The sequence below is a fragment of the Pseudomonas sp. SK2 genome (assembly GCF_016772395.1).
Taxonomy (GTDB): Bacteria; Pseudomonadota; Gammaproteobacteria; order Pseudomonadales; family Pseudomonadaceae; genus Aquipseudomonas; species Aquipseudomonas taiwanensis.
The window spans coordinates 1,105,397-1,128,815 of the sequence record NZ_CP061944.1; the positions used below are offsets into that span (position 1 = coordinate 1,105,397).

General features: G+C 62.6%; 21 protein-coding genes. 10 read left to right on the plus strand and 11 right to left on the minus strand.

Going from position 1 to position 23,419, the window contains the following annotated elements:
• Positions 1–23 precede the first annotated feature (23 nt).
• Genes IF103_RS04900 through pcaC form a run of 4 tightly spaced genes read left to right on the plus strand, consistent with a single transcriptional unit; the run spans position 24 to position 3,884 of the window.
• The gene (locus IF103_RS04900; RefSeq protein WP_023378912.1) at positions 24–1,313 is read left to right on the plus strand and encodes an MFS family transporter; all 1,290 of its coding nucleotides are present in this window, start codon (positions 24–26) and stop codon (positions 1,311–1,313) included.
• 9 nt (positions 1,314–1,322) lie between these two features.
• On the plus strand, positions 1,323–2,675 hold the full coding sequence (locus IF103_RS04905) for a 3-carboxy-cis,cis-muconate cycloisomerase (protein WP_023378913.1): 1,353 nt from the start codon (positions 1,323–1,325) through the stop codon (positions 2,673–2,675).
• A gap of 11 nt (positions 2,676–2,686) precedes the next feature.
• Positions 2,687–3,478: a 3-oxoadipate enol-lactonase gene (gene pcaD, locus IF103_RS04910; protein ID WP_023378914.1), complete on the plus strand. Its 792-nt coding sequence runs from the start codon at positions 2,687–2,689 to the stop codon at positions 3,476–3,478.
• A gap of 10 nt (positions 3,479–3,488) precedes the next feature.
• On the plus strand, positions 3,489–3,884 hold the full coding sequence (gene pcaC / locus IF103_RS04915; protein WP_027908103.1) for a 4-carboxymuconolactone decarboxylase: 396 nt from the start codon (positions 3,489–3,491) through the stop codon (positions 3,882–3,884).
• Between the two features lie 78 nt (positions 3,885–3,962).
• On the opposite strand, the gene IF103_RS04920 is transcribed toward pcaC, so the two are convergent.
• The 5 genes from IF103_RS04920 to ttgA form a co-directional block, all read right to left on the minus strand.
• Positions 3,963–4,487 (minus strand): Mpo1 family 2-hydroxy fatty acid dioxygenase, encoded by a 525-nt coding sequence (locus tag IF103_RS04920; RefSeq protein ID WP_027908104.1) that lies wholly within the window; start codon positions 4,485–4,487, stop codon positions 3,963–3,965.
• 221 nt (positions 4,488–4,708) lie between these two features.
• The gene (locus IF103_RS04925; protein WP_023378917.1) at positions 4,709–5,962 is read right to left on the minus strand and encodes an OprD family porin; all 1,254 of its coding nucleotides are present in this window, start codon (positions 5,960–5,962) and stop codon (positions 4,709–4,711) included.
• Between the two features lie 272 nt (positions 5,963–6,234).
• Entirely contained in the window at positions 6,235–7,689 is a 1,455-nt protein-coding gene (locus tag IF103_RS04930) for an AdeC/AdeK/OprM family multidrug efflux complex outer membrane factor (protein ID WP_027908105.1), read from the minus strand.
• A complete protein-coding gene (gene ttgB / locus IF103_RS04935; protein ID WP_023378920.1) occupies positions 7,686–10,838 on the minus strand; it encodes a multidrug efflux RND transporter permease subunit TtgB in 3,153 nt (1,050 codons plus the stop codon). The genes IF103_RS04930 and ttgB overlap by 4 nt, the downstream gene beginning before the upstream one ends.
• 3 nt (positions 10,839–10,841) lie before the next feature.
• Positions 10,842–11,996: a toluene efflux RND transporter periplasmic adaptor subunit TtgA gene (gene ttgA / locus IF103_RS04940; RefSeq protein ID WP_023378921.1), complete on the minus strand. Its 1,155-nt coding sequence runs from the start codon at positions 11,994–11,996 to the stop codon at positions 10,842–10,844.
• Positions 11,997–12,252: 256 nt separating this feature from the next.
• On the opposite strand from ttgA, the gene ttgR reads away from it, so the two are divergent.
• A complete protein-coding gene (gene ttgR / locus IF103_RS04945) occupies positions 12,253–12,885 on the plus strand; it encodes an efflux transport transcriptional regulator TtgR (protein ID WP_023378922.1) in 633 nt (210 codons plus the stop codon).
• 70 nt (positions 12,886–12,955) lie between these two features.
• Here ttgR and IF103_RS04950 read toward each other — a convergent pair whose 3' ends face one another.
• Positions 12,956–14,407: an MDR family MFS transporter gene (locus IF103_RS04950; RefSeq protein WP_023378923.1), complete on the minus strand. Its 1,452-nt coding sequence runs from the start codon at positions 14,405–14,407 to the stop codon at positions 12,956–12,958.
• A gap of 439 nt (positions 14,408–14,846) precedes the next feature.
• Between IF103_RS04950 and IF103_RS04955 the strand changes: the two genes are divergently transcribed.
• Positions 14,847–15,716: an oxaloacetate decarboxylase gene (locus IF103_RS04955; protein ID WP_023378924.1), complete on the plus strand. Its 870-nt coding sequence runs from the start codon at positions 14,847–14,849 to the stop codon at positions 15,714–15,716.
• Between the two features lie 257 nt (positions 15,717–15,973).
• Here IF103_RS04955 and IF103_RS04960 read toward each other — a convergent pair whose 3' ends face one another.
• Positions 15,974–16,882, minus strand: coding sequence for a LysR family transcriptional regulator (locus tag IF103_RS04960; protein ID WP_023378925.1), 909 nt, complete (start codon positions 16,880–16,882; stop codon positions 15,974–15,976).
• Between the two features lie 140 nt (positions 16,883–17,022).
• Between IF103_RS04960 and IF103_RS04965 the strand changes: the two genes are divergently transcribed.
• Positions 17,023–17,637 carry an NAD(P)-dependent oxidoreductase gene (locus IF103_RS04965; protein WP_023378926.1) on the plus strand — a complete coding sequence of 205 codons (615 nt, stop codon included), beginning with the start codon at positions 17,023–17,025 and terminating at the stop codon, positions 17,635–17,637.
• Between the two features lie 45 nt (positions 17,638–17,682).
• On the opposite strand, the gene IF103_RS04970 is transcribed toward IF103_RS04965, so the two are convergent.
• Complete coding sequence (locus tag IF103_RS04970) at positions 17,683–18,558, minus strand: LysR substrate-binding domain-containing protein (RefSeq protein ID WP_202675908.1); 876 nt, start codon at positions 18,556–18,558, stop codon at positions 17,683–17,685.
• Between the two features lie 114 nt (positions 18,559–18,672).
• On the opposite strand from IF103_RS04970, the gene IF103_RS04975 reads away from it, so the two are divergent.
• Entirely contained in the window at positions 18,673–20,310 is a 1,638-nt protein-coding gene (locus tag IF103_RS04975) for a 5-guanidino-2-oxopentanoate decarboxylase (protein ID WP_202675909.1), read from the plus strand.
• A 34-nt stretch (positions 20,311–20,344) separates the two neighbouring features.
• Here the strand turns inward: IF103_RS04975 and IF103_RS04980 are convergent, their stop codons facing one another.
• Positions 20,345–21,265 (minus strand): AraC family transcriptional regulator, encoded by a 921-nt coding sequence (locus tag IF103_RS04980; RefSeq protein ID WP_023378929.1) that lies wholly within the window; start codon positions 21,263–21,265, stop codon positions 20,345–20,347.
• Between the two features lie 202 nt (positions 21,266–21,467).
• Between IF103_RS04980 and IF103_RS04985 the strand changes: the two genes are divergently transcribed.
• Both IF103_RS04985 and IF103_RS04990 read left to right on the plus strand, forming a co-directional pair.
• Positions 21,468–21,761, plus strand: a complete 294-nt coding sequence (locus IF103_RS04985; protein WP_023378930.1) for an antibiotic biosynthesis monooxygenase family protein — start codon at positions 21,468–21,470, stop codon at positions 21,759–21,761.
• A 128-nt stretch (positions 21,762–21,889) separates the two neighbouring features.
• Positions 21,890–22,123, plus strand: a complete 234-nt coding sequence (locus IF103_RS04990) for a hypothetical protein (protein ID WP_027908108.1) — start codon at positions 21,890–21,892, stop codon at positions 22,121–22,123.
• Here IF103_RS04990 and IF103_RS04995 read toward each other — a convergent pair whose 3' ends face one another.
• Entirely contained in the window at positions 22,124–22,735 is a 612-nt protein-coding gene (locus IF103_RS04995) for a flavin reductase family protein (protein ID WP_023378932.1), read from the minus strand.
• A 119-nt stretch (positions 22,736–22,854) separates the two neighbouring features.
• A complete protein-coding gene (locus tag IF103_RS05000) occupies positions 22,855–23,298 on the minus strand; it encodes a heme utilization protein (protein ID WP_202675910.1) in 444 nt (147 codons plus the stop codon).
• Positions 23,299–23,419: the final 121 nt, after the last annotated feature.

Here is a 23,419-nt window from a genome sequence, read left to right on the forward strand (position 1 = left end):
GACCCTCCAGGAGTAAACACACCATGACCTCAGCCTATTACACCGGCGAAGAGCGCAGTAAACGCATCTTTGCCATTGTCGGTGCCTCTTCGGGCAACCTGGTGGAGTGGTTCGACTTTTACGTCTACGCCTTCTGCGCGATCTACTTCGCGCCGGCTTTCTTTCCCTCCGATGACCCCACCGTGCAGCTGCTGAACACCGCTGGCGTGTTCGCTGCCGGCTTTTTGATGCGGCCCATCGGTGGCTGGATCTTTGGCCGCCTGGCCGATCGTCATGGCCGCAAGAACTCCCTGATGATTTCGGTGCTGATGATGTGCGCCGGTTCGTTGATGATCGCCTGCCTGCCCACATACGCCAGCATCGGCACCTGGGCGCCGGCGCTGCTGTTGCTCGCGCGCCTGATCCAGGGCCTGTCGGTGGGTGGCGAATACGGCACCACTGCCACCTACATGAGTGAAGTGGCGCTACGAGGCCAGCGTGGTTTCTTCGCCTCGTTCCAATACGTAACGCTGATTGGTGGCCAACTGCTGGCGGTGCTGGTAGTGGTCATCCTGCAGCAACTGCTGAGCGAGGATGAACTGCGTGCGTGGGGCTGGCGCATTCCGTTCGTGGTCGGTGCCATTGCCGCCCTGGTCTCGCTGATGTTGCGCCGTTCGCTGGAGGAAACCAGCAGCGCCGAAACCCGCAAGGACAAAGACGCCGGTACCATCGCTGGGTTGTTCCGCAACCACACCGCAGCGTTCATCACCGTGCTGGGCTACACCGCCGGTGGTTCGCTGATCTTCTATACCTTCACCACGTACATGCAGAAATACCTGGTCAACACGGCGGGGATGAACGCCAAGAGCGCAAGCTTCGTGATGACCGGCGCGTTGTTCCTGTTCATGATCCTACAGCCGTTCTTCGGCATGCTCTCCGACCGAATCGGTCGACGTAACTCGATGCTGCTGTTCGGCGCTTTGGGCACCCTGTTCACCGTCCCGCTGCTGATGGCGCTCAAGACCGTGACCAGCCCGTTCGTGGCCTTCGTGCTGGTGACGCTGGCCCTGTGCATCGTCAGTTTCTACACCTCGATCAGCGGCCTGGTGAAGGCCGAAATGTTCCCGCCGCAGGTGCGTGCGCTGGGTGTGGGCCTGGCCTATGCGGTGGCCAACGCCATGTTCGGCGGTTCCGCCGAATACGTTGCCCTGGGCTTGAAAACCATGGGCATGGAGAACACCTTCTACTGGTACGTGACGGCCATGATGGCAGTTGCCTTCCTGTTCAGCCTACGACTGCCGAAGCAGGCAGCGTACCTGCATCACGATCATTAAGGACGTTGCATGAGCAATCTGCTGTTCGACGCTTATTTCACCGCACCGGCCATGCGTGAGATTTTCTCCGACCGTGGCCGGCTGCAGGGCATGCTCGATTTCGAAGCCGCCTTGGCCCGTGCCGAAGCCAGCGCCGGGCTGGTACCGCACAGTGCGGTGGCCGCCATCGAGGCGGCCTGCCACGCCGAGCGCTACGATGCCCGCGCCTTGGCCGATGCCATCGCCACTGCCGGCAACTCGGCTATCCCCTTGGTGAAGGCGTTGGGCAAGGTCATCGCCAGTGGTGTGCCTGAAGCCGAGCGCTATGTGCACCTGGGCGCCACCAGCCAGGATGCCATGGACACCGGTTTGGTCCTGCAACTTCGCGATGCGCTCGACATGATCGAAGCGGACCTCGGCAAGCTTGCCGAGACCCTCGCGCACCAGGCTTTGCAGCACGCCGACACCCCGCTGGTGGGCCGCACCTGGCTGCAGCACGCCACGCCGGTGACCCTGGGCATGAAGCTGGCCGGCGTACTCGGTGCTCTGACCCGTCACCGCCAGCGCCTCAAGGAGCTGCGTCCGCGTCTGCTGGTGCTGCAGTTCGGTGGCGCGTCCGGCAGCCTCGCGGCCTTGGGCAATAAAGCGATGCCGGTCGCAGAGGCCCTGGCTGAACAACTCAAGTTGACCTTGCCTGAGCAACCCTGGCACACCCAGCGTGATCGCCTGGTGGAATTCGCCTCGGTGCTGGGCCTCATCGCTGGCAGCCTGGGCAAGTTCGGGCGGGATATCAGCCTGTTGATGCAGACCGAGGCGGGGGAAGTGTTCGAGCCTTCCGCGCCGGGCAAGGGCGGCTCTTCGACCATGCCGCACAAGCGTAATCCGGTGGGCGCGGCGGTACTGATCGGTGCTGCCACTCGTGTGCCGGGCCTGCTGGCGACCATGTTCGCGGCCATGCCTCAAGAGCACGAGCGCAGCCTTGGCCTGTGGCATGCCGAATGGGAGACCCTGCCAGACATCTGCTGCCTGGTCTCTGGCGCGCTGCGCCAGGCCCAGGTGATTGCCGAGGGGATGGAAGTCGATGGTGAACGCATGCGCCGCAACCTCGACCTGACCCAAGGCCTGGTGCTGGCCGAAGCCGTGAGTATCGTGCTTGCCCAACGCCTGGGCCGTGACCATGCCCACCACCTGCTGGAGCAATGCTGCCAGCGTGCCGTGGCCGAGCAGCGCCACCTGCGCGCCGTGCTCGGTGACGAGCCGCAGGTCAGCGCCGAGCTGTCCGCCGAAGAGCTGGACCGCCTGCTCGATCCTGCCCATTACCTTGGCCAAGCCCGCGTCTGGGTGGCGCGTGCCGTGGCCGAACATCAACGTTTCACTGCCTGAAGGAGACCGCTGTGGCGCAATTGCAACTGGCCGATGGCGTATTGAACTACCAACTCGACGGCCCGCAAGACGCACCGGTGCTGGTGCTGTCCAACTCGCTCGGCACCGACCTGGGCATGTGGGACAGCCAGATTCCGCTGTGGAGCGAGCACTTCCGGGTGCTGCGCTACGACACCCGTGGCCATGGCGGGTCGCTGGTTACCGAAGGCCCTTACAGCATCGAACAGCTGGGGCGTGACGTGCTGGCGCTGCTCGATGGTCTGGATATCGAGCACGCGCATTTCGTGGGCCTGTCGATGGGCGGCCTGATCGGCCAGTGGCTGGGTATCAATGCCGGTGCACGCCTGCACAGCCTGACGCTGTGCAATACCGCCGCCAAGATCGCCAATGACGAGGTGTGGAACACCCGCATCGACACCGTGCTCAAAGGTGGCCAGCAGGCCATGGCTGACCTGCGTGACGCCTCCATCGCCCGCTGGTTCACCCCAGGCTTCGCCCAGTCGCAGCCGGAGCAGGCCCAGCGTATCTGCCAGATGCTCGCAACGACTTCCGCGCAAGGTTACGCAGCCAACTGCGCCGCGGTCCGCGATGCCGATTTCCGTGAGCAACTGGGTCGTATCCAGGTGCCGACGCTGATCGTGGCGGGTACCGAAGATGTGGTGACCACCCCGGAGCATGGCCATTTCATGCAGGCTGGAATCATTGGTGCCACCTACGCCGAGTTCCCTGCGGCACACCTGTCCAACGTCGAAATCGGCGAAGCGTTCAGCCGCCGCGTGCTCGACTTCCTGCTGGCTCGCTGAGGGTAGCGCAATGGATGAGAAACAACGTTACGAGGCCGGCATGCAAGTGCGCCGGGCGGTGCTTGGCGACGCCCATGTCGACCGCAGCCTGGAAAAGCTCAATGACTTCAACAGCGAGTTCCAGAACATGATCACCCGGCATGCCTGGGGTGATATCTGGACTCGCCCCGGCCTGCCGCGCCATACCCGCAGCCTGATCACCATCGCCATGCTGATCGGCATGAACCGCAACGATGAGCTGAAATTGCACCTGCGCGCCGCGGCCAACAATGGTGTGACCCGCGACGAGATCAAGGAAGTACTGATGCAGAGTGCGATCTACTGCGGTATTCCGGCGGCCAACGCCACCTTCCACCTGGCGGAGTCGGTGTGGGATGAGCTGGGGGTCGAGTCGCGCCAGGCTTGAGTGTGCAGTCGCTGCCGCCTCTGGCACCGGCACGTCAGCCCCCGCAGGTTGGGGGCTGGCGTTACCGGCAATGTCCCATCAAACGGTCGCTTTCTTCTGCCGGATAGCCACCGGGCCGGCCTTGGCCTCCACCGCCTGCTTCAGCGTCGGACACAGTCCCAGCATGAATGCAGCTTCTGCCACCACGAACAAGGGCCCGATGATCAGCCCGCTGATGTCGTCGACGAATGCTGGCTTGCGGCCTTCGTAGTAATGACCGACGAACTGAATGATCCAGCCCACCACGAAGGCACCGATTCCTGCTGTGAGCCACAGCGCGGTGCTTTGCATCGCCAGCACCTGGCCTACCCACAGGCACAGCCCCAGCAACAGCCCCATCACCAGGCCCAGGCGCAGGTCAAGGCGCAGGTAGAACCATGCCGATGCCGCCGCCGCCAGCATGGCCGGGGACAGCCATGCGCCTGCAATGTCCCAGCCGGGGCGTGACAGCAGGATGGTCACGGCCACGACGATCATCGGGATTCCGATGAAATGAGTGGCGATGTTGCGTGGGTCGCGGTGGTAGCTGGCGTATTGGCTCAGGTGGTCGACGAGGTTTTTCATTGTTGTTCCTCCCTGGGGGGCCTGTTCTGCTCCCGATATAACTGAGGATAGCCCGCAACCGATAGCATCATCAGTTCAGCGAATGGCGGTAGCGTACGCCGGCGTATTCAGGTCGATCGCGGTGCGCAGGGCAGCGCAGGGGAGGTGGCGGGGGCCGTAGAAGCGCAAGTGAGGAAGGGTGCTGTAGTGGCCTCATCGCCGGGCGATGAGGCCAGGCCAGCTTACAACAGGTTCAGCGGATAGCTGACGATCAACCGATTCTCATCGAAGGCGTTGGTGCTGAAATCGCGGCGCATGGTGGAGTTGCGCCATTTGACCGACAAGTCCTTGAAGGTGCCGGACTGCACCACATAAGCCAGCTCGGTCTCCCGTGCCCATTCCTTGCCATCGTCGACGCTGCTGGTGTGAACGTTGTCGCCCTTGATGTAGCGGTTCATCAAGGTGAGACCCGGCACGCCGACAGTGGCGAAGCTGAAATCATGACGTACCTGCCACGAGCGTTCCTTGGCATTGTCGAAGCTGGAGTTGTAGCTGTCGTTGGCCAGGGTGCCGCCACTGGTGCCGTTGACCCGCATCCAGGCGTCGTCACCGCTGACCTTCTGCAAGCCGACGTAGAAGGTATGCCCCTTATAGCGGGCCGAGAGCATGGCCGACGCGGTGCGGTTGTCGAGTTCGCCTGCGCGCTCGGCGCCGTCTTCCTTGCCGATGAAGTAGCCGAGGTTGGCGCCCAGGGTCCAGTCACCCAGTGGCTGGCTGTGCACCAGGTTGATGTATTGCTGGCGGTAGATGTCCTTGAGCTGGGCATCCCACAAGCCAATCATCGTGCGCTTGTCGTTGAAGGTGTACTCACCCCCGCCGAAATTGAAGCGATCCGAGGTGAAGGCGGCGCGGCCGTTGAGCGACATGTCTTCCATGCTGGCGTCGTTGCGTGGGCTGTTGCCACGGAACTGGCCGGCATACAGGGTCAGGCCGTCGATTTCCTTGGAGGTGATCTGGCCGCCGCGGAAGGTTTGCGGCAGCGAACGGCCATCGTCCGAACGCAGGATCGGCAGCACCGGCATCCACTCGCCGACCTTCAGTTCGGTTTGCGAAAGCTTGGCTTTGAGCGCCACGCCCAGACGGCCGAAATCATCGGCAGGGCGACCATCGTCATGAACCGGGAGCAGGTGGGTGTTGGTGGTGCCTTTGCCGCCATCGAGCTTGACCGAGTACAGGCCTAATACATCGACGCCAAAGCCTACGGTGCCCTGGGTGAAACCGGAACGGGCGTCGAGGATGAAGCTTTGCGTCCACTCTTCGGCCTTCGCTTGTGGGTGGGCCGAGTCGACGAAATTGCGATTGATGTAGAAGTTACGCAGGTTAAGTGTGGCCTTGGCATCCTCCACGAAACCGCCTTCGGCGGCCAGAACAGGGAAGGCGCAGGACATGGCCAACAGGCCGGGCAGCAGCTGGCGTGCGGGGTACGAAGTGCTCATCTGTTGTCAATCTCTTGTTTTTATGGGGCGAACCGGCGCGCTGCAGGGACACGTGTGCAGGGGCGGGTCTTTTTTCTGATGAACGTGTGCAGCGTTTCGGGGCAGATGGTGCTGAATCGGGGGAGGGTGGGGCAATTGGTCGCAAACGGAAGCGGGCGATAATCGAACGGAATGTTCCAGCTGGTTAATTGTCCGCAGTCGATGGGGTCGATACGGCCAGGTCGCAACAAAAAGCCCACCGCGAAGGTGGGCTTGATGTTTTAGCTGTCGACTCAGCTTTTCGGTGTTTCCACCGAAGCTTGCTGGTTGGCTTGTCCGGTCTGCTCGTACCAGCCCCCACCCAGAGCCTTGTACAGGTTGACCTCGCTGGTCAGCTGCGAGAGGCGGTCGCTGATCAGGGCTTGCTGGGCGCTGAACAGGTTGCGCTGGGCATCGAGGAAGGTCAGGTTGCTGTCGATACCGATACGGTAGCGACGCTCGGCCAGGCGGTAGTAATCCTGGTTCGCCTGCACCAGGTCACGCTGTGCCTGCAACTGCTCTTCGAAGGTCTTGCGCGCCGCCAGGCCATCGGAGACTTCCTGGAAGGCGGTCTGGATGGTCTTTTCGTACTTGGCGACGTTGATGTCCTTCTGGATCTTGGAGTAGTCCAGGCTGGCCTTCAGGCTGCCGGCGTTGAAGATCGGCAGGTTGATCTGCGGCTGGAACAGCCAGGTGCCTTGGCCGCCCGAGAACAGGTGACCCATGTCCGGGCTTAGGCTGCCTGCGTTGGCGGTCAGGCTGATACTCGGGAAGAACGCGGCCCGAGCCGCGCCGATGTTGGCGTTGGCGGCCTTGAGCAGGTGCTCGGCTTCCTGGATGTCCGGACGGCGCTGGAGGATGTCCGATGGCAGGCCGGCCGGTACCTCGGCCAGCTGGTCGGCATTGAGCTCCAGCGGCTTAGGCAGGTCGGCCGGAATGCTGGTGCCGAGCAGCACCGCCAGGCTGTTGACGTCCTGGGCGACCAGGCGCTGGTACTGCGAGTACTTGACCCGGGCGCCTTCCACGGCGGTGCGTGCCTGGCTGACATCGAGCGCGGAAGCCACACCGACTTCGTTGCTGCGGCGAGTCAGGTTGTAGCTTTCCTCGTAGGTCTTGAGGGTCTCTTCGGTGAGCTTGAGTAGCGCCTGGTCGGCCTGCCAGGTGTAGTAGGCATTGGCCACGCTGGCCACCAGGGCGATCTGCGTGGAGCGACGTGCCTGCTCGCTGGACAGGTAGGTTTCCAGGGCCTGCTCGGTCAGGCTGCGCACTCGACCGAACAGGTCCAGTTCGTAGGCGCTGACACCCAGCGTAGCCGAGTACTGGCTGTTGATCCCGGCTTCACCGGTGGTCGACATGTTCGCCGGCACCCGCTGGCGGCTGCCGCTGCCAGTGGCCGAAACCGCTGGGAACAGGTCGGCCCGCTGGATGCGGTATTGCGCGCGGTAGGCGTCGATGTTCAGCGCCGCCACGCGCAGGTCGCGGTTGTTCTCCAGGGAGGTCTGAATCAATCGCTGCAGTGCCGGGTCGTGGAAGAACTGGCGCCAGCCCTGCTCGGCGGCGGCTACCTCGGCCGATTGGGTAGGCGAGTACGCAGGGCCTTGCGGCCACTGCGCTGCCACCGGAGATTCCGGGGGCTGGTAGTCAGGGATCAGCGAGCAGCCGCCGAGAATGAAAGCGGTTACCGCCAGGGTCAATAAAGACTTGGTCATTGCCCAGCCTCATAACGTGGAGTTTCAGGGGTGGCGTCTTGTTTCGGTTCTTTGCTGCCGAACAGCGACGACACTGCGACGAAGAATAGCGGTACCCAGAAGATGGCCAGTACGGTCGCACTGATCATGCCGCCGATCACGCCCGTGCCGATGGCGTGCTGGCTGCCGGCGCCCGCGCCGCTGGCGATGGTCAACGGTACCACGCCGAGGATGAACGCCAGCGAGGTCATGATGATCGGACGCAGACGCATACGGCACGCCTCGATCGCCGCATCGTATAGGCTGCGGCCCTGCTCGTGCAGTTCCTTGGCGAACTCGACGATCAGGATCGCGTTCTTCGCCGCCAGGCCGATGGTGGTCAACAGGCCCACGAGGAAGTACACGTCGTTCGACAAGCCGCGCAGACTGGTGGCGATCAGCGCACCGATGATACCCAGCGGTACGACCAACACGACGGCGATCGGGATCGACCAGCTTTCGTACAGCGCTGCCAGGCACAGGAACACGAACAGAACCGAGAGGGCGAACAGTGCTGGCATCTGCGAGCCGGAGAGTTTTTCCTCGTAGGACATGCCGGTCCACGAGTAACCGATACCGGACGGCAGTTCGCCAACGATGCGCTCGACCTCGGCCATGGCTTCACCGGTACTGTAGCCCGGCGCCGGGGCACCGAGGATCTCGACCGCTTCCACGCCGTTGTAGCGCGACAGCTTCGGCGAACCGTAGCTCCATTCGCCTTTGGCGAAGGACGAGAACGGCACCATCTCGCCTGCAGCGTTGCGCACGTACCACTTCTGCAGGTCTTCCGGGCTCATCCGCGAGCTTGGCTCGCCCTGGATGTAGACCTTCTTGACCCGGCCACGGTCGATGAAGTCGTTGACGTAGCTGGCACCCAGGGCGATCGACAGGGTGCTGTTGATGTCGGCGATGGTCACGCCCAGCGCGCTGGCACGTTCGTCATCGACTGTCAGCAGGTACTGCGGCTCGTCGTTCAGGCCGTTCGGGCGTACCGCGCTGAGGATCTTGCTTTGCGCGGCCTTGGCCAGGAACTGGTTGCGCGCCTCCATCAGCTTGGTATGGCCGACGCCGGCGCGGTCCTGCAGGAACACGTCGAAGCCGGTGGCGTTACCCAGTTCGAGCACCGCGGGCGGTGCGAAGGCGAACACCATGGCATCGCGGAAGCTGAAGAAGTGCTGCTGGGCGCGTTGTGCCAGGGCAAACACGCTGTTCTCCTTCGAGCGCTCGTCCCACGGCTTGAGCATGATGAATGCCATGCCCGAACTCTGGCCACGACCGGCGAAGTTGAAGCCGTTCACGGTAAAGACCGAGGCAACGGTTTCGGACTCGTCCTTGAGCAGGTATTCACGCATCTGGTCGATCACAACCTGGGTGCGCTCGGCGCTGGAACCTGCTGGCGTCTGCACCTGGGCGAACAGTACACCCTGGTCTTCCTCAGGCAGGAATGCCGTTGGAATGCGGGCGAACAGCCAGATCATGCCGACCACGATCAGGGCGTAGGCGAGCAAAAACGGCAGTTTGTTGCGCAGGATGGCACCGACGCTGCGCTCGTAGCCTTGTACGCTGCGGTCGAAGTTGCGGTTGAACCAGCCGAAGAAGCCGCGCTTGGCCACATGGTGTTCGCCTTTCTTCAGCGGCTTGAGCATGGTGGCGCACAGGGCCGGGGTGAAGATCAGGGCTACCAGCACCGACAGGCCCATGGCCGAGACGATGGTGATGGAGAACTGGCGGTAGATCACACCGGTGGAGCCGCCGAAGAAGGCCATCGGTAGCAGTACAGCCGACAGCACCAGGGCGATACCCACCAGGGCACCCTGGATCTGTTGCATGGAACGCTTGGTCGCTTCCTTGGGCGGCAGGCCCTCCTCGGACATTACCCGCTCGACGTTTTCCACTACGACGATGGCATCATCCACCAACAGGCCGATGGCCAGTACCATGGCGAACATGGTCAGGGTGTTGATGCTGAAGCCTGCGGCGGCCAGGATACCGAAGGTACCCAGCAACACCACCGGCACGGTCATGGTGGTGATGACGGTGGCGCGGAAGTTCTGCAGGAACAGGTACATCACCAGGAACACCAGGACCACCGCTTCGATCAGGGTATGGATAACCCCGCTGATCGACTCGGTCACCACTGGGGTGGTGTCATACGGGAACACAGCCTTCACGCCCGGCGGGAAGAACGGCTCCAGGTCGCTGATGGTCTTGCGCAGGGCCTTGGCAGTGTCCAGGGCGTTGGCGCCGGTGGCCAGCTTGACCGCCAGACCCGACGCCGGCTTGCCGTTGAACTGGGCGCTGACGGCGTAGTTTTCGCCGCCGAGGCCAACGGTCGCCACATCGCCCAGGCGGACCTGGGAACCGTCGCTGTTGACCTTGAGCAGAATCTTCTCGAACTGTTCGGCGGTCTGCAGGCGGGTCTTGCCGATGATGGTGGCGTTGAGCTGGTTGCCAGGCAGGGCAGGCAGGCCACCGAGCTGGCCGGAGGATACCTGGATGTTCTGCGCGCTGACGGCGGTCTTCACATCGACCGGAGTCAGCTGGAACTTGTTGAGCTTGGCCGGATCGAGCCAGATACGCATGGCGTACTGGGCACCGAACACCTGGAAGTCACCTACACCGGCAGTCCGAGAGATCGGGTCCTGCATGTTGGAGACGATGTAGTTGGCCAGGTCGTCCTTGGTCATGCTGCCGTCTTCGGACACCAGACCGATCACCAACAGGAAGTTTTTCACTGCCTTGGTAACGCGGATGCCCTGTTGCTGCACTTCTTGCGGCAGCAGCGGGGTGGCCAGGTTCAGCTTGTTCTGTACCTGGACCTGCGCGGTGTCGGGGTTGGTGCCCTGCTCGAAGGTAGCGGTAATGGTCATGCTGCCGTCGGAGTTACTTTCCGACGACACATAACGCAGGTTGTCGATACCGTTGAGCTGCTGCTCGATGACCTGCACCACGGTGTCCTGCACGGTCTGCGCCGAAGCGCCCGGGTAGGTCACGGCGATGGCGATGGCCGGCGGCGCGATGCTGGGATACTGGTTGATCGGCAGCTTCAGGATCGACAAGGCGCCGACCAGCATGATCACCAAGGCGATCACCCAGGCGAAGATCGGGCGATCGATAAAGAACTTCGACATGGTTTACTCCGCTTTGGCGTCTGCTTTGGCCGTGCTGGCCTGGGCTTGGCCGGCCGGCTTCTTGACGTTGGTGGCTTCGCTGACCTTGACCTCGACACCCGGACGCACATACTGCAGCCCTTCGGTGATCAGGCGGTCGCCAGGGTTCAAACCTTCCTCGATCAGCCAGTCGCTACCCAGGGTCCGGCTGGCCTTGAGCTGGCGCAGCTCGACTTTGTTTTCCTGATTGACCACCAGTGCGGTCGGCGCACCCTTGAGGTCGCGGGTCACACCCTGCTGCGGGGCCAGGATGGCGTTGCTGTTGACCCCGGCCTGCAAGCGGGCATGTACGAACATGCCTGGCAGCAAGGTGTGTTCAGGGTTGGGGAAAATGGCGCGCAGGGTGACCGAACCGGTGGTCTCGTCGACCGCGACTTCGGAGAACTCCAGGCGACCTTCCTGCTTGAACAGGCTGCCGTCCTCCAGCACCAGTTGCACCTTGGCGGCATTGTTGCCGGCCTTCTGCAGCTGGCCGCTCTCCAGGTCACGGCGCAGCTTGAGCAGCTCGGCAGTGGACTGGGTGACATCGACGTAGATCGGGTCGAGTTGCTGGATCGTCGCCATGGCATTGCTCTGGCCATTGCTCACCAGGGCGCCTTCGGTCACCGAGGAGCGACCGATACGGCCGCTGATCGGCGCCAGTACCTTGGTGTAGCGCAGGTCGATCTGGGCGCTCTTGAGGGAAGCCTCGGCCTGCAATCGTTTGGCATTGGCATCGTCGTATTCCTGCTTGGAGACAGCCTGTTCGTCGATCAGCTGCTTGTAGCGCTCGGCCAGCGAGCGGGTCGCCTGCAGGTTGGCCTGGGCATTGGCCAGGTTGGCTTCGTAGACGGCCGGGTCGATCTGGTAGAGCTGCTGGCCTTCCTTGACGTCGCTGCCTTCCTTGAACAGGCGTTTGAGAATGATGCCATTGACCTGCGGACGCACTTCGGCGACCCGATAGGCACTGGTACGCCCCGGCAGTTCCGAGGTGAGGGTGAAGGCTTGTGGCTGGATGGTTACGACGCCGACCAGAGGAGCCTGCGCTGCGGGCGCTGCTTCTTCTTTCTTACAGCCACTGAGCAGGGTTGCCAGGGCGACGGCGGAAACCAGAGCGGTAACGGCTGGCTTGAATTGCATGAGGATCCTCGGGTCGCTAGAGCAGGGAGACGCTCAAGAGTAATGGAAGAGTCTTGTCAGAAAAAAATCTATCCGGTGGATAAATAGCTTACTAACGAATATACTTACATTCACGGTTGTTTGTAAATACCGCTGGGTGGTACTCGGCTACTGCCACAGCCCTTGATTAGCCTGTACGGAAGGTGCCCTGCAGAGGCAGCTCCGGTGGTTTCCCCGTCCGCGACACGCGTTCGGGCCCAAATGAGGTTGTACTGCCATGGTCCGTCGAACCAAAGAAGAAGCCCAGGAAACCCGCGCCCAGATTATCGAAGCCGCGGAAAAGGCCTTCTACAAGCGCGGAGTTGCGCGAACCACCCTGGCCGACATCGCTGAACTGGCGGGCGTAACCCGGGGGGCGATCTACTGGCATTTCAATAATAAGGCCGAGCTGGTTCAGGCGCTGCTGGACAGCCTGCACGAAACCCATGACCACTTGGCGCGTGCCAGTGAAAGCGAGGACGAAGTAGACCCGCTCGGCTGCATGCGCAAGCTGCTGCTGCAAGTGTTCAACCAGCTGGTGCTCGACGCCAGAACCCGGCGTATCAATGAAATCCTGCATCACAAGTGCGAGTTCACCGATGACATGTGTGAAATTCGCCAGCAGCGCCAGGGCGCGGTGCTGGACTGCCACGAGGGCATTACCTTGGCACTGGCCAATGCAGTGCGCCGGGGCCAGTTGCCTGCCGAACTGGATGCAGAACGCGCTGCCATCGCACTGTTCGCCTATGTCGATGGCTTGATCGGGCGCTGGCTTTTGCTGCCGGACAGTTTCGACCTGCTGCGCGATGCCGAACAATGGGTCGACACCGGGCTGGATATGCTGCGCTTGAGCCCGGCGCTGCGCAAATGACACTTTGTTAAGGATTGTGATGAAGTGTTTCCCCCATGTATTAAGGGGGGATTAACTGGGCGAGCCTGGCTTACCGTCCCCGCAACTGCCGATCAGGCAACGCAATCGCCGCCAGCAACCCTAACACCGCGGCCAGCGCACTTCCCATCAATAGCTGGCGGAACGTCTCAAGCAATCGCGCCTGGGTCTGCGCGTCTGCCTCCCCGGCCTGCAGGCTCCCCAGCAGTGGGTTGCCCAATAATTCGAAGCCGCCCTGGTGCAGCAAGGCCAGCAGGAAGCTGGACATGCACGCCACGCCCATGGCTCCGCCGAGCGAGCGGAACAGGTTGGTGGTGCTGGTGGCTACACCGATATCCTTGATGTTCACCGCGCTCTGCGTGCCCACCAGCGAGGTTGGGAACTGCAACCCGCAAGCGATCCCGGTCAGCAGCATGAAGAGGCCACTGAGCAGGCTGGATTGTGGCGGAGTGATGGCCATGGCGAAGATCGCTACCGGCATCAGCAGCGCACCGGCCAGGATCTGTGGTTTGTAGCGGCCGGTGAAGCTGGTCAAGCGCCCGCCGGTGAAGGCGCCCACGGGCAGCCCCATGGCGAGTGGCAACAGGTGCAGTGCGGCGCTGTCGGCGCCGGCACCGGTGATGCCCTGGAAACGCAGCGGCATGAGCATGGTCAGCGAGATCGACTGGAAACTGGCGAAGAAAATCACGCACCAACACAGCACCGCGACGCGATTACCGAACAGGTCCATGGGCAGCAGTGGTTCGCGGCAGCGCCGCTCGTGCGCCACGAACAGGGCCAAGCCGAGGGCGGCGCTGGCCAAAAGGGCCAGTACCGGAGCGGCTGTCCAGCCCTCGCCCTGGCCGACCAGTGTGATGCCCAGCAACAGGCTGCCCAGGCCAAGAATCAACAGCACCGCGCCCAGATAATCGACCCGCGCCTCGCGACGCCTGACCGGCATGTCGCGCAGGGCGCGGTGGATCGCCCATAGCGCGAAAAGGCCCAGCGGCAGGTTGATCCAGAACACCCAGCGCCAGGACAGGTATTCGGTGAGCCAGCCGCCGACCACGGGCCCGGCCACGCTGGCCAGGGCGTACATGCTGCTGAAATACCCCTGGTAGCGACCTCGCTCCCGAGGGGGCACGAAGTCGCCGATGATGGCCTGGCTCACCGATACCATGCCGCCGGCGCCGATCCCTTGCAGCACCCGGGCGAGCACCAGTTGCTGCATGTCCTGGGCCAGGGCACAGGCGACCGAGGCCAGGGTGAACAGGCCGATGCCGGTCAGAATCATGCGGCGGCGCCCATACAGGTCGCCGAGCTTGCCGTAGATCGGTACGGCCACGGTCATGGCCACCATGTAGCCGGAGATGACCCACGCCAACAGGCCGACGTCGTTGAACTGTGCCGAGATGGCAGGCAGTGAGATGGCAACGATGGTCTGGTCGAGGGCGCCGAGGAAGATGGCCAGCATCAACGCGGTGAGTACGTTGCGCAAAACGGCGGGGGGCAGGGCGGCGGTCACGGGGCTTACCTTGTCTTGGCTTTGGGCAGTGGCTCTATCTCGGTGACAGGGGCGCCGTCGTCAGCGAAAGCGGCGTGTTTCCTGTGAGAGCGGAGTTGCCCGCGATGGGCGGGTGCGAATTCCCGGATTGTAACCCGAGTTAGGTAGCTCCCTATGTACTATCTGCATCCCCTATGCAAGATCGGCATTGGCGCATTCATCCAGAGCTGCATGGCTGCGTGCTATCTTGGCTGAGCCGCAGAGGCTGAAATCCGGGGCTTGCCCCAGCTTGGTGCGAACTGCAAATGCCGGATTTTCTCGTCGCTGTATCCCATACCTTTTATTCCTCTGCCTGCATGTCGAGCATGACCGCCCAGATGGCGACGGTTGGAACAGGTCAGGTAGACCCGATTCAGGGGTCGGTAGCAACCGTTCAATTTCACGTTATTGCGGAGTGATCATGCCCAAGGCTTCCCATAAAGATCTGCGTATTGCCTTCCGCGAGCTGCTCGCTTCAGGTTCCTGCTATCACACCGCGTCCGTGTTCGACCCGATGTCGGCGCGCATTGCCGCTGACCTGGGCTTCGAAGTGGGCATTCTCGGTGGCTCGGTGGCCTCGCTCCAGGTGCTGGCCGCCCCGGACTTCGCCCTGATCACCCTGAGCGAATTCGCCGAGCAAGCTACCCGTATTGGCCGTGTGGCCCAGTTACCGGTGCTTGCCGATGCCGACCATGGCTACGGCAACGCGCTCAATGTCATGCGTACGGTCATCGAACTGGAGCGCGCCGGTGTCGCCGGCCTGACCATCGAAGACACCTTGCTGCCGGCCCAGTTCAGCCGCAAGTCCACCGACCTGATCTCGGTCGAGGAAGGTGTCGGCAAGATCCGTGCGGCCCTTGAGGCCCGAGTCGATTCGTCGATGGCGATCATTGCCCGTACCAACGCAGGGGTGCTGAGCACCGAAGAAATCATCGTGCGCACCCAGAGCTACCAGAAGGCCGGTGCCGACGGCATTTGCATGGTGGGCGTGAAGGACTTCGAGCAGCTCGAGCAGATTGGCGAGCACCTGAACGTGCCGATGATGCTGGTGACCTACGGCAACCCGAACCTGCGCGACGACGAGCGCCTGGCCCGCCTGGGCGTGCGTGTGGTGGTCGATGGCCATGCCGCCTACTTTGCCGCGATCAAGGCCACCTACGACTGCTTGCGCCTGCAACGGGGCCAACAGAACAAGTCGGAGAACCTCAGTGCGACCGAGCTCTCGCACACTTACACCCAGCCCGAGGACTACATCCGCTGGGCCAAGGAGTACATGAGCGTCGAGGAGTGACCGGCGCGTGGCGCCGAGGTCAACGCACGGCGCTCAAGGTTGCACTCTGAGGCACGCAGTGCTCATGCTGGCAACTGGCTGCTGAGTGGGGTTGGCTGCGAAGCAGCTCTACCCGCCAGCAAGCCGAGCCGTAAACACCCGCTACGGCCAGCAGCATTACCACAAGGGCGATTCTTCTGGTTTTGATGCCCATGATGCTCACCTCCAGTCCCGGCAACAGGTGATACACCTGAGCATAGGTCAGTCGGGACGGCTTGTCAGGGCCAGCCCTGGTCCCATTCTGGTTCCGCCTGAAAACGTTGAGACAGAAAATCCAGCATGCTGCGCAAGGTTGCTGGCATGTGCTTGCGCGAGGTGTACACCGCGTTCAGGCTCAGCGCTTGCGGTTGTGCCTCTGGTAGCACGCGAACCAACTCTCCACTGCGCAGCGCCGCGGCAGCCAGGTAGCTTGGCAACATTGCGATACCCGCGTTGGCCAGCGTCGCCGTCTGCAGGGTCATGGCCTCGTTGGCGGTGATATTGCCTGCGACGGGGACCGCGATCTGTTGGCCCTGCACATCGAATTGCCACAGGTCGTGCCCGAAGTAGGCGTGGGTCAGGCAGTTGTGCCGGCTCAAATCCTCGACCCGCTGTGGCGTTCCGTGCTGGCGCAAGTAGGCTGGTGAAGCGCACACCACCGAACGGCACACGGTCAAGCGTCGGGCGATCAGGTTCGGGTCAAGGTCGTTACTGGTACGAATCGCCAGGTCGATGCGTTCATCGACCAGATTCACGGTGCGGTCCAGTACCTGCAGGTCAACCTTCACCCCTGGGTAGCGCTGCACGTAATCGGCGATCGCGGCCACCAGTTGTGCCTGTGCGAACGACGTGCTGACGCTGACGCGCAGCTCACCACGCGGTGCATCATCCGGCTGGCGCACGGCTGTTTCCAGCTCGCCGGCCAACTCCAGCAATTGGCGACAGCGGGGCAGGGTTTGCTGGCCGGCGGCGGTCAGGCTCAGCTTGCGTGTGGTGCGTTGCATGAGGCGCGCGCCGACCCAGTCCTCCAGCGCTGCCAGATACCGCGAAACCACCGGTCGCGATAATTGCAGCTGATCCGCCGCCGCCGATTGGCTTCCCAGGTCGACGACGGTGACGAAGACGCGCATGGCGTTCAGACGGTCCATGATTTGCTCGATTTCAGAAACAAACTATGTCCCAGCATCGCATTTTTCGTAATGGAGCGGGCAACTAAGCTGATGAGCATGTTGTCGCCGCTGCCTTGGCGATCGAAGTGGTAAACACCTTAACGAAGGGAGTGTTGTTCATGAGCAAGATCGCAATCATCGGTGCCACCGGCCGGGCTGGCGGCCAGTTGCTGGAGGAAGCCCTGCGCCGTGGTCATAGCGTCGTCGCGATTGCCCGCGACCCCTCGCGCTTGCAAGGGCGTGCAGGTGTCACGGTCAAGGCGTTGGATGCCAAGGACAGCGCAGCCTTGCAGGCGGCCGTTGCGGACGTGGACGCAGTGCTGAGTGCAGCGCACTTCTCGACCCTCGAACCGCAGGCGGTTATCGAGCCGGTCAAGCGCGCTGGGGTAAAGCGACTGCTGGTGGTAGGCGGCGCCGGCAGTCTGCTGCTACCGTCCGGCCAGCGGGTGATCGACAGTCCTGACTTCCCCGAGGCGTACAAGGCCGAGGCCAGTGCAGGGGTTCGTTTCCTGGATGCTTTGCGCCAGGAACAAGCGCTGGACTGGACCTTCCTGTCGCCTTCGGCGGAATTCGTCGAAGGAGAGCGCACGGGCCATTACACGCTTGGCAAGGATCATCTGTTGATCGGCAAAGACGGCAAGAGCTGGATCACTTTCGCTGATTTCGCCATCGCCCTGATCGATGAATTGGAAAAACCAGCGCATTCGCGGCAGCGGTTCACCGTTGGCTATTGAGTCGGCTTCGAGTTCCGACAAGCCGGCCTCTACAGGGGGGCTGGTTCACTGATGGGCGCGTTGCTCCAGCCAGTCCAGCAATTCGATCAAGCCCGCTGGCAGGCTCTTGGCCTGGCTGACCAGATAGTAGCCTTTGCCGGTCGTGACCTTGACCCCGAATGGCATGCACAGGCGTCCGCTGCGCAGGTCGTCGCCAATCAGCGCCCAATCGCCAATGGCCACGCCGGTGCCCTGGGAGGCCATGGCCATCGCCATGTCCAGCGTCTCGAAATGTTGTTTCGGGCCTTGTGGGTCGAAGGTTGCCCCGGCAGCCTGCAGCCATAGCCGCCAGTCATGCTCGTCGCGCGAAGGGTGCAGCAGCATGTGACGCGCCAGGTCTTCGATCTGGCGCAGCGGCACGGGCCCTTCCAGTAGCGATGGCGCGCAGACCGGGGTCAGTTGCTCGTCGAACAGCTTGCGCACCCGCAGCCCATGGTTCGGCAGACTGCCGTAGACCACGGCGGCGTCAAAGCCTTCGCGACGGAAATCCACCCCGTGTTGCACGGTCGTGGTCAACTCCACCGGTATGTCGGGGCGCAAGGCCTGCCATTCCATCAGGCGCGGCAGTAGCCAGCGCATCACGCAGGTCGGTGCCTTGAGCTGCAACGTGGCATTGCGCCCGCTCACTTCGCGCACGCCATGCTCGATCAGGGCGAATACCTGCTGCACCCGTGGCAGCCAGTCCTGGCCTTCACGGGTCAGGCTCAGCCCCCGGGCCTGGCGCTGGAACAGGGTATAGCCCAGATGTTCCTCGAGCCCGGCAATCTGCCGGCTTACGGCACCTTGGGTGATGTGCAACTGTTGCGCCGCACGGGTGAAGTTGCAGTGCTGCGCTGTCACCAGGAACGTGTGCAGGGCGGACAGGGGCGGAAGGCGTTTCATCGCGGCGAGCCATGATTAAAGGACATGGCTAGTATGTGTTTTTTTGCCTTGTGGCGATAGCCATGGCTTGGGTCCAATGGGCACAGATACCCAACAAGATCCAAGGTGAATTCCATGGCAACCTGCGGCGAAGTACTGGTCGAACTCCTTGAAGGCTATGGTGTGGACCATGTCTTCGGCATACCCGGCGTCCACACCGTGGAGCTTTACCGGGGCTTGGCGGGCTCCACCATCCGGCATGTCACCCCGCGGCACGAGCAAGGTGCTGGGTTCATGGCTGATGGCTATGCCCGTACTCGCGGCAAGCCAGGGGTGTGTTTCATCATCACCGGCCCGGGCATGACCAACATCACCACCGCGATGGGCCAGGCCTATGCCGACTCGATCCCGATGCTGGTGATTTCCAGCGTGCAATCGCGCGATCAACTGGGCGGCGGGCGCGGCAAGTTGCATGAGTTGCCGAACCAGGCAGCATTGGTGGGGGGCGTGGCGGCCTTCTCGCACACGCTGATGAGCGCCGATGACCTGCCGCACGTGCTGGCCCGAGCGTTTGCCGTGTTCGACAGCGGGCGTCCGCGTCCCGTGCATATCGAGATTCCCCTGGACGTTCTGGTCGAGCCGGCCGATCACTTGCTGCCCGCACGCGTGGTACGCAGTCATCGGGCCGGCGCCGCTGCGCAAGCCGTGGCGGCGATGGCCGAACGCCTGGCCAATGCACGCCGGCCGCTGATTCTGGCCGGTGGTGGCGCCTTGGCTGCGGGTGCGGTTCTGGTGCGTCTGGCCGAGCATCTGCAGGCTCCGGTGGCGCTGACCATCAATGCCAAGGGCCTGTTGCCGTCCGACCATCCGCTGCAAATGGGTTCGACCCAGTCGCTTGTGGCGACGCGCGCCCTGGTGGCAGAGGCCGACGTGGTGCTGGCCATTGGTACTGAGCTGGCCGAAACCGACTACGACGTGACGTTCAAGGGTGGTTTCGAAATCCCTGGCTGCCTGCTGCGCATCGATATCGACCCCGACCAGACCGTGCGCAATTATCTGCCGGCGCTGGCGCTGGTGGCCGATGCAGAGCTGGCGGCCCATGATCTGCTCAACGCCTTGCAAGCACAACCGCAGCCGGCGCGTGCCGAGGACTGGGGTGTGGCGCGGGTAGCGCGCCTGCGCCAAACGCTGTCGGCCGGCTGGGACCAACCGACTTTGAGCCAGACCCGGCTGCTGCGTAGCATCCTGGACCGGCTGCCCAACGCCATTCTGGTTGGGGATTCGACCCAGCCGGTGTACACCGGCAACCTGACCCTGGACATGGACCAGCCACGTCGCTGGTTCAACGCCTCGACCGGCTATGGCACCCTCGGTTACGCCCTGCCGGCCGCCATGGGCGCATGGCTGGGTAGCGCCGAAGCGGTGGCTGAGCGCGCCCCGGCGGTGTGCCTGATCGGCGATGGTGGGCTGCAGTTCACCTTGCCGGAACTGGCCAGCGCGGTGGAGGCCCAGGTCCCGCTGATTGTCCTGCTGTGGAACAATCAGGGCTACGAGGAAATCAAGAAGTACATGGTCAACCGTGCCATCGAACCGGTCGGCGTGGACATCCACACCCCGGATTTCCTGGGTGTGGCTCGGGCATTGGGCGCTGCGGCGGAGCATGTGGCCGATGTCGCCCAACTGCAGGAGGCATTGGGGCATGCCGTGGAGCGCCAGGGGCCGACGTTGATCCAGGTGGATCAGAACCAGTGGCAGTCGGCGGTTCGCGGCTGAGTTTTATACAGCCACGGCGCCTGTGGAGCGGCAATCAACCGGCACTGGCACGCAGCCGGGCCACATCGCGGATCGGTGGCGCGCCATACAGGCGGCTGTATTCCCGGCTGAACTGGGATGGGCTTTCATAGCCCACCCGGTACCCCGCCACCGCCGCCTCCAGGCCATCGTTGAGCATCAGCCTTCGTGCCTCCTGCAGGCGCAGTTGCTTCTGATACTGCAAGGGGCTCATGGAGGTCACGGCCTTGAACCGGTGGTGCAGGGTCGAAGTGCTGAGGTTGACCTCTCGGGCCAGATCCTCGATGCGCAGCGGCAACTGGAAGTTCTGGTTGAGCCAGGTGATCGCCTGGCAGACCCGATGGGTCTGGCTGTTCGCCAGCGCAATCTCGTACAGCCGATAGCCCTGTGGCCCTCGCAGCAGGCGGTAGAGAATCTCGCGGCGGATCAAGGGGGCCAGCATGGCAATGTCTCGCGGTGTGTCCAGCAGTCGGACCAGCCGCAGCAAGGCATCGAGCAACTGCGCATCGGTCCTTTCCACATACAGGCCGCGGCCCGAAGGCAGGTTGGGCACCAGCATCGGTCCGCTTTCGGCAATCAGCTGGCTGATCTCGGCCGGGTCAAGGTCAAGGCGCAACCCCAGGCTAGGGTTCTCCGGGCTCGCATCGAGCTTGACGCCACTGATCGGCAAGGTCACCGACACCACCATGTAATGCAGAGGGTCGTAGGCATACTGCTCGTCACCCAGAAACAGGCTCTTGCTGCCCTGCGCCAGAATGCACAACGCTGGTTGTGCCAACGTGGGCACGGAGCGGATGTTTTCCCGATAACTGACCAGGTACAGGTCATCGATGGCCGAGGCCGGCCCATATGGGTCGCCGGCGTGGCGGCGGATCAGATCGGCCAGTTCCTGACGTTGCAGTTCCAAGGTCGGGTCGATGGACGTGGCGGTGGTCATGGTGGCTTTCCTCTGCTGACCGACGCAGCATAGGTTTGGGCAATGACGGGCGCTAGTCGAAACCTGCACATCGATTGCCTGATCCTGCCGCGCTGCAGGATCAGGCAATCGATGTGCAGTAATGGCCTAACGTGACGCGTGTGCGACGCCCTAACCTTGGCAGCCTGGCTTTTTTGTCTGTCCGCTTCAAGGAGATCGTGCAATGACCCTACGACAACCGGTCACCCATTTGGCTTTCATCCGTGCAAGCAGTGGTCGTTCGGCAGAGCTGGGCGCCCGTCTGCGTGATCTGCTCGAGCCTTCGCTGCGCGCACCGGGCTGCTTGAGCTTCACCGTGCAGCGTTCGCAGGCCGATGGCGACCTGTGGCTGCTCAGCGGCAGTTGGCGGGACCAACAAGCGATGACTGGGTATTTTGCCTCGCCTACCTTGGAATTGTTCGGCGAACTGGTGCAGGCCCAGGTGGTCAGCAGCCTGGATTTGCATACGTTCGATTGATCGTGCGCGGGCTGATCGTCGGTAAACCACCTTGTGCAGGGTGTGTGCAGCCGGCGGAGGGCGACAGGGCTCAAGTGGGCAAGCTTGAGGTAAGATGCCGGCCTTCGATCAACGACGCGGATTGCAACATGGCACGTAGAGAGTTCCCGCATTTCGAAGCGGTTTCGGCAATGGTCCCGGTGCAAGGCGGTGGCTACAACGCCGCCATCGCCATCAAGGCCCTGGGCATGGGCGGTGCCCCACGTTTTCATAAGGTGCTGGACGGCGAGGTGTTCAAGAGCGCCGTGGCGGCCGATGAGGCCGCCTGCGCCGAGCTGGCGCGCCTGCAGGGTGTCAGCGAAGAAGGCGAACTGATCTGGTGATCAGCCGTTTGCCTGGGGCCTGACCATCTTGAACAGGTTGCCCAGCTCGAAGTAGTCCGCCGGGCCACCGCCACGCAGGATCGGTTCGGCGGCAGCGGTATCGTAGATGCCATCCTTGAGCAAATGCTCGGCGATATGCACCGCCACCACCTCGCCAAGAATCAACCAGCTGGGCACCCGTTCCTGGTCAGCTCGTTTGAGCTGGACGATCTGGCTGACCTTGCACTCGAAAGCCACGGGGCTTTCGCCTACCCGGGGCACGTTGACGATGCGCGATGGCGCTGCTGTGAGGTTGCTCAATTCGAACTCGTTCACTTGCGCGGGCACCGCGGCGCAGCTCTGGTTCATGGCTTCGGCCAGGGGGCGGGTGGCGAGGTTCCAGACGAATTCCCCGGTCTGCTCGATGTTGTTCAGGCTGTCTTTGCGCCCGACACTGCAGAAACCGATGATTGGCGGAATGTAGTTGAAGGCGTTGAAGAAACTATAGGGCGCCAGGTTCAGCTGACCTTCGCTGTCTTGCGAGGAAATCCAGCCGATGGGGCGGGGGCCGACGATGGCGTTGAACGGGTCGTGGGGCAGGCCGTGGCCTTTGCTAGGTTCGTAGTAATACATCTGTAGTGGGCTTGCTGGCCCTACCTCTGGGGGGACGAGAGTCCTAGTGTGCCAATCCTTTGCTCCCCTGAAAATGATCAAGCCCGGCCGAAGCCGGGCTGGTTGGCTCACATCAGGTATCAGCTGATGCGGTTAGCGTTGGTGCGGTCGTAACCGTCTTCGGCGAAGCGTTGGCCGTTGGTGCGGTCGAAGCCGTCTTCGGCGAAGCGTTGGCCGTTGGTGCGGTCGAAGCCGTCTTCGGCGAAGCGTTGGCCGTTGGTGCGGTCGAAGCCGTCTTCGGCGAAGCGTTGGCCGTTGGTGCGGTCGAAGCCATCTTCGGCGAAGCGTTGGCCGTTGGTGCGGTCAAAGCCGTCTTCGGCGAAGCGTTGGCCGTTGGTGCGGTCGAAGCCGTCTTCGGCGAAGCGTTGCGCGTTGGTGCGGTCGTAACCGTCTTCGGCATAAGTAGCCGACTGGCTCTGTACTGCGGCGAAGGTGTGGCTGTTGGTGCGGTCGTAGCCATCTTCGGCGAAGGCGCCTGCTGCGAAAACGCTGAGGGCCAGGGTCAGGATGATTTTGTTTTTCATGATCGTTGCTCCGTGGGTTTTGAGAGGTTGTTTGTTTCTATGGGTTTAATGCTACTCCGATTAATTTGATTAAAAAGCGCAAAAAATAGCGTATAAAAATCGAATTAATAGATGTATTGGT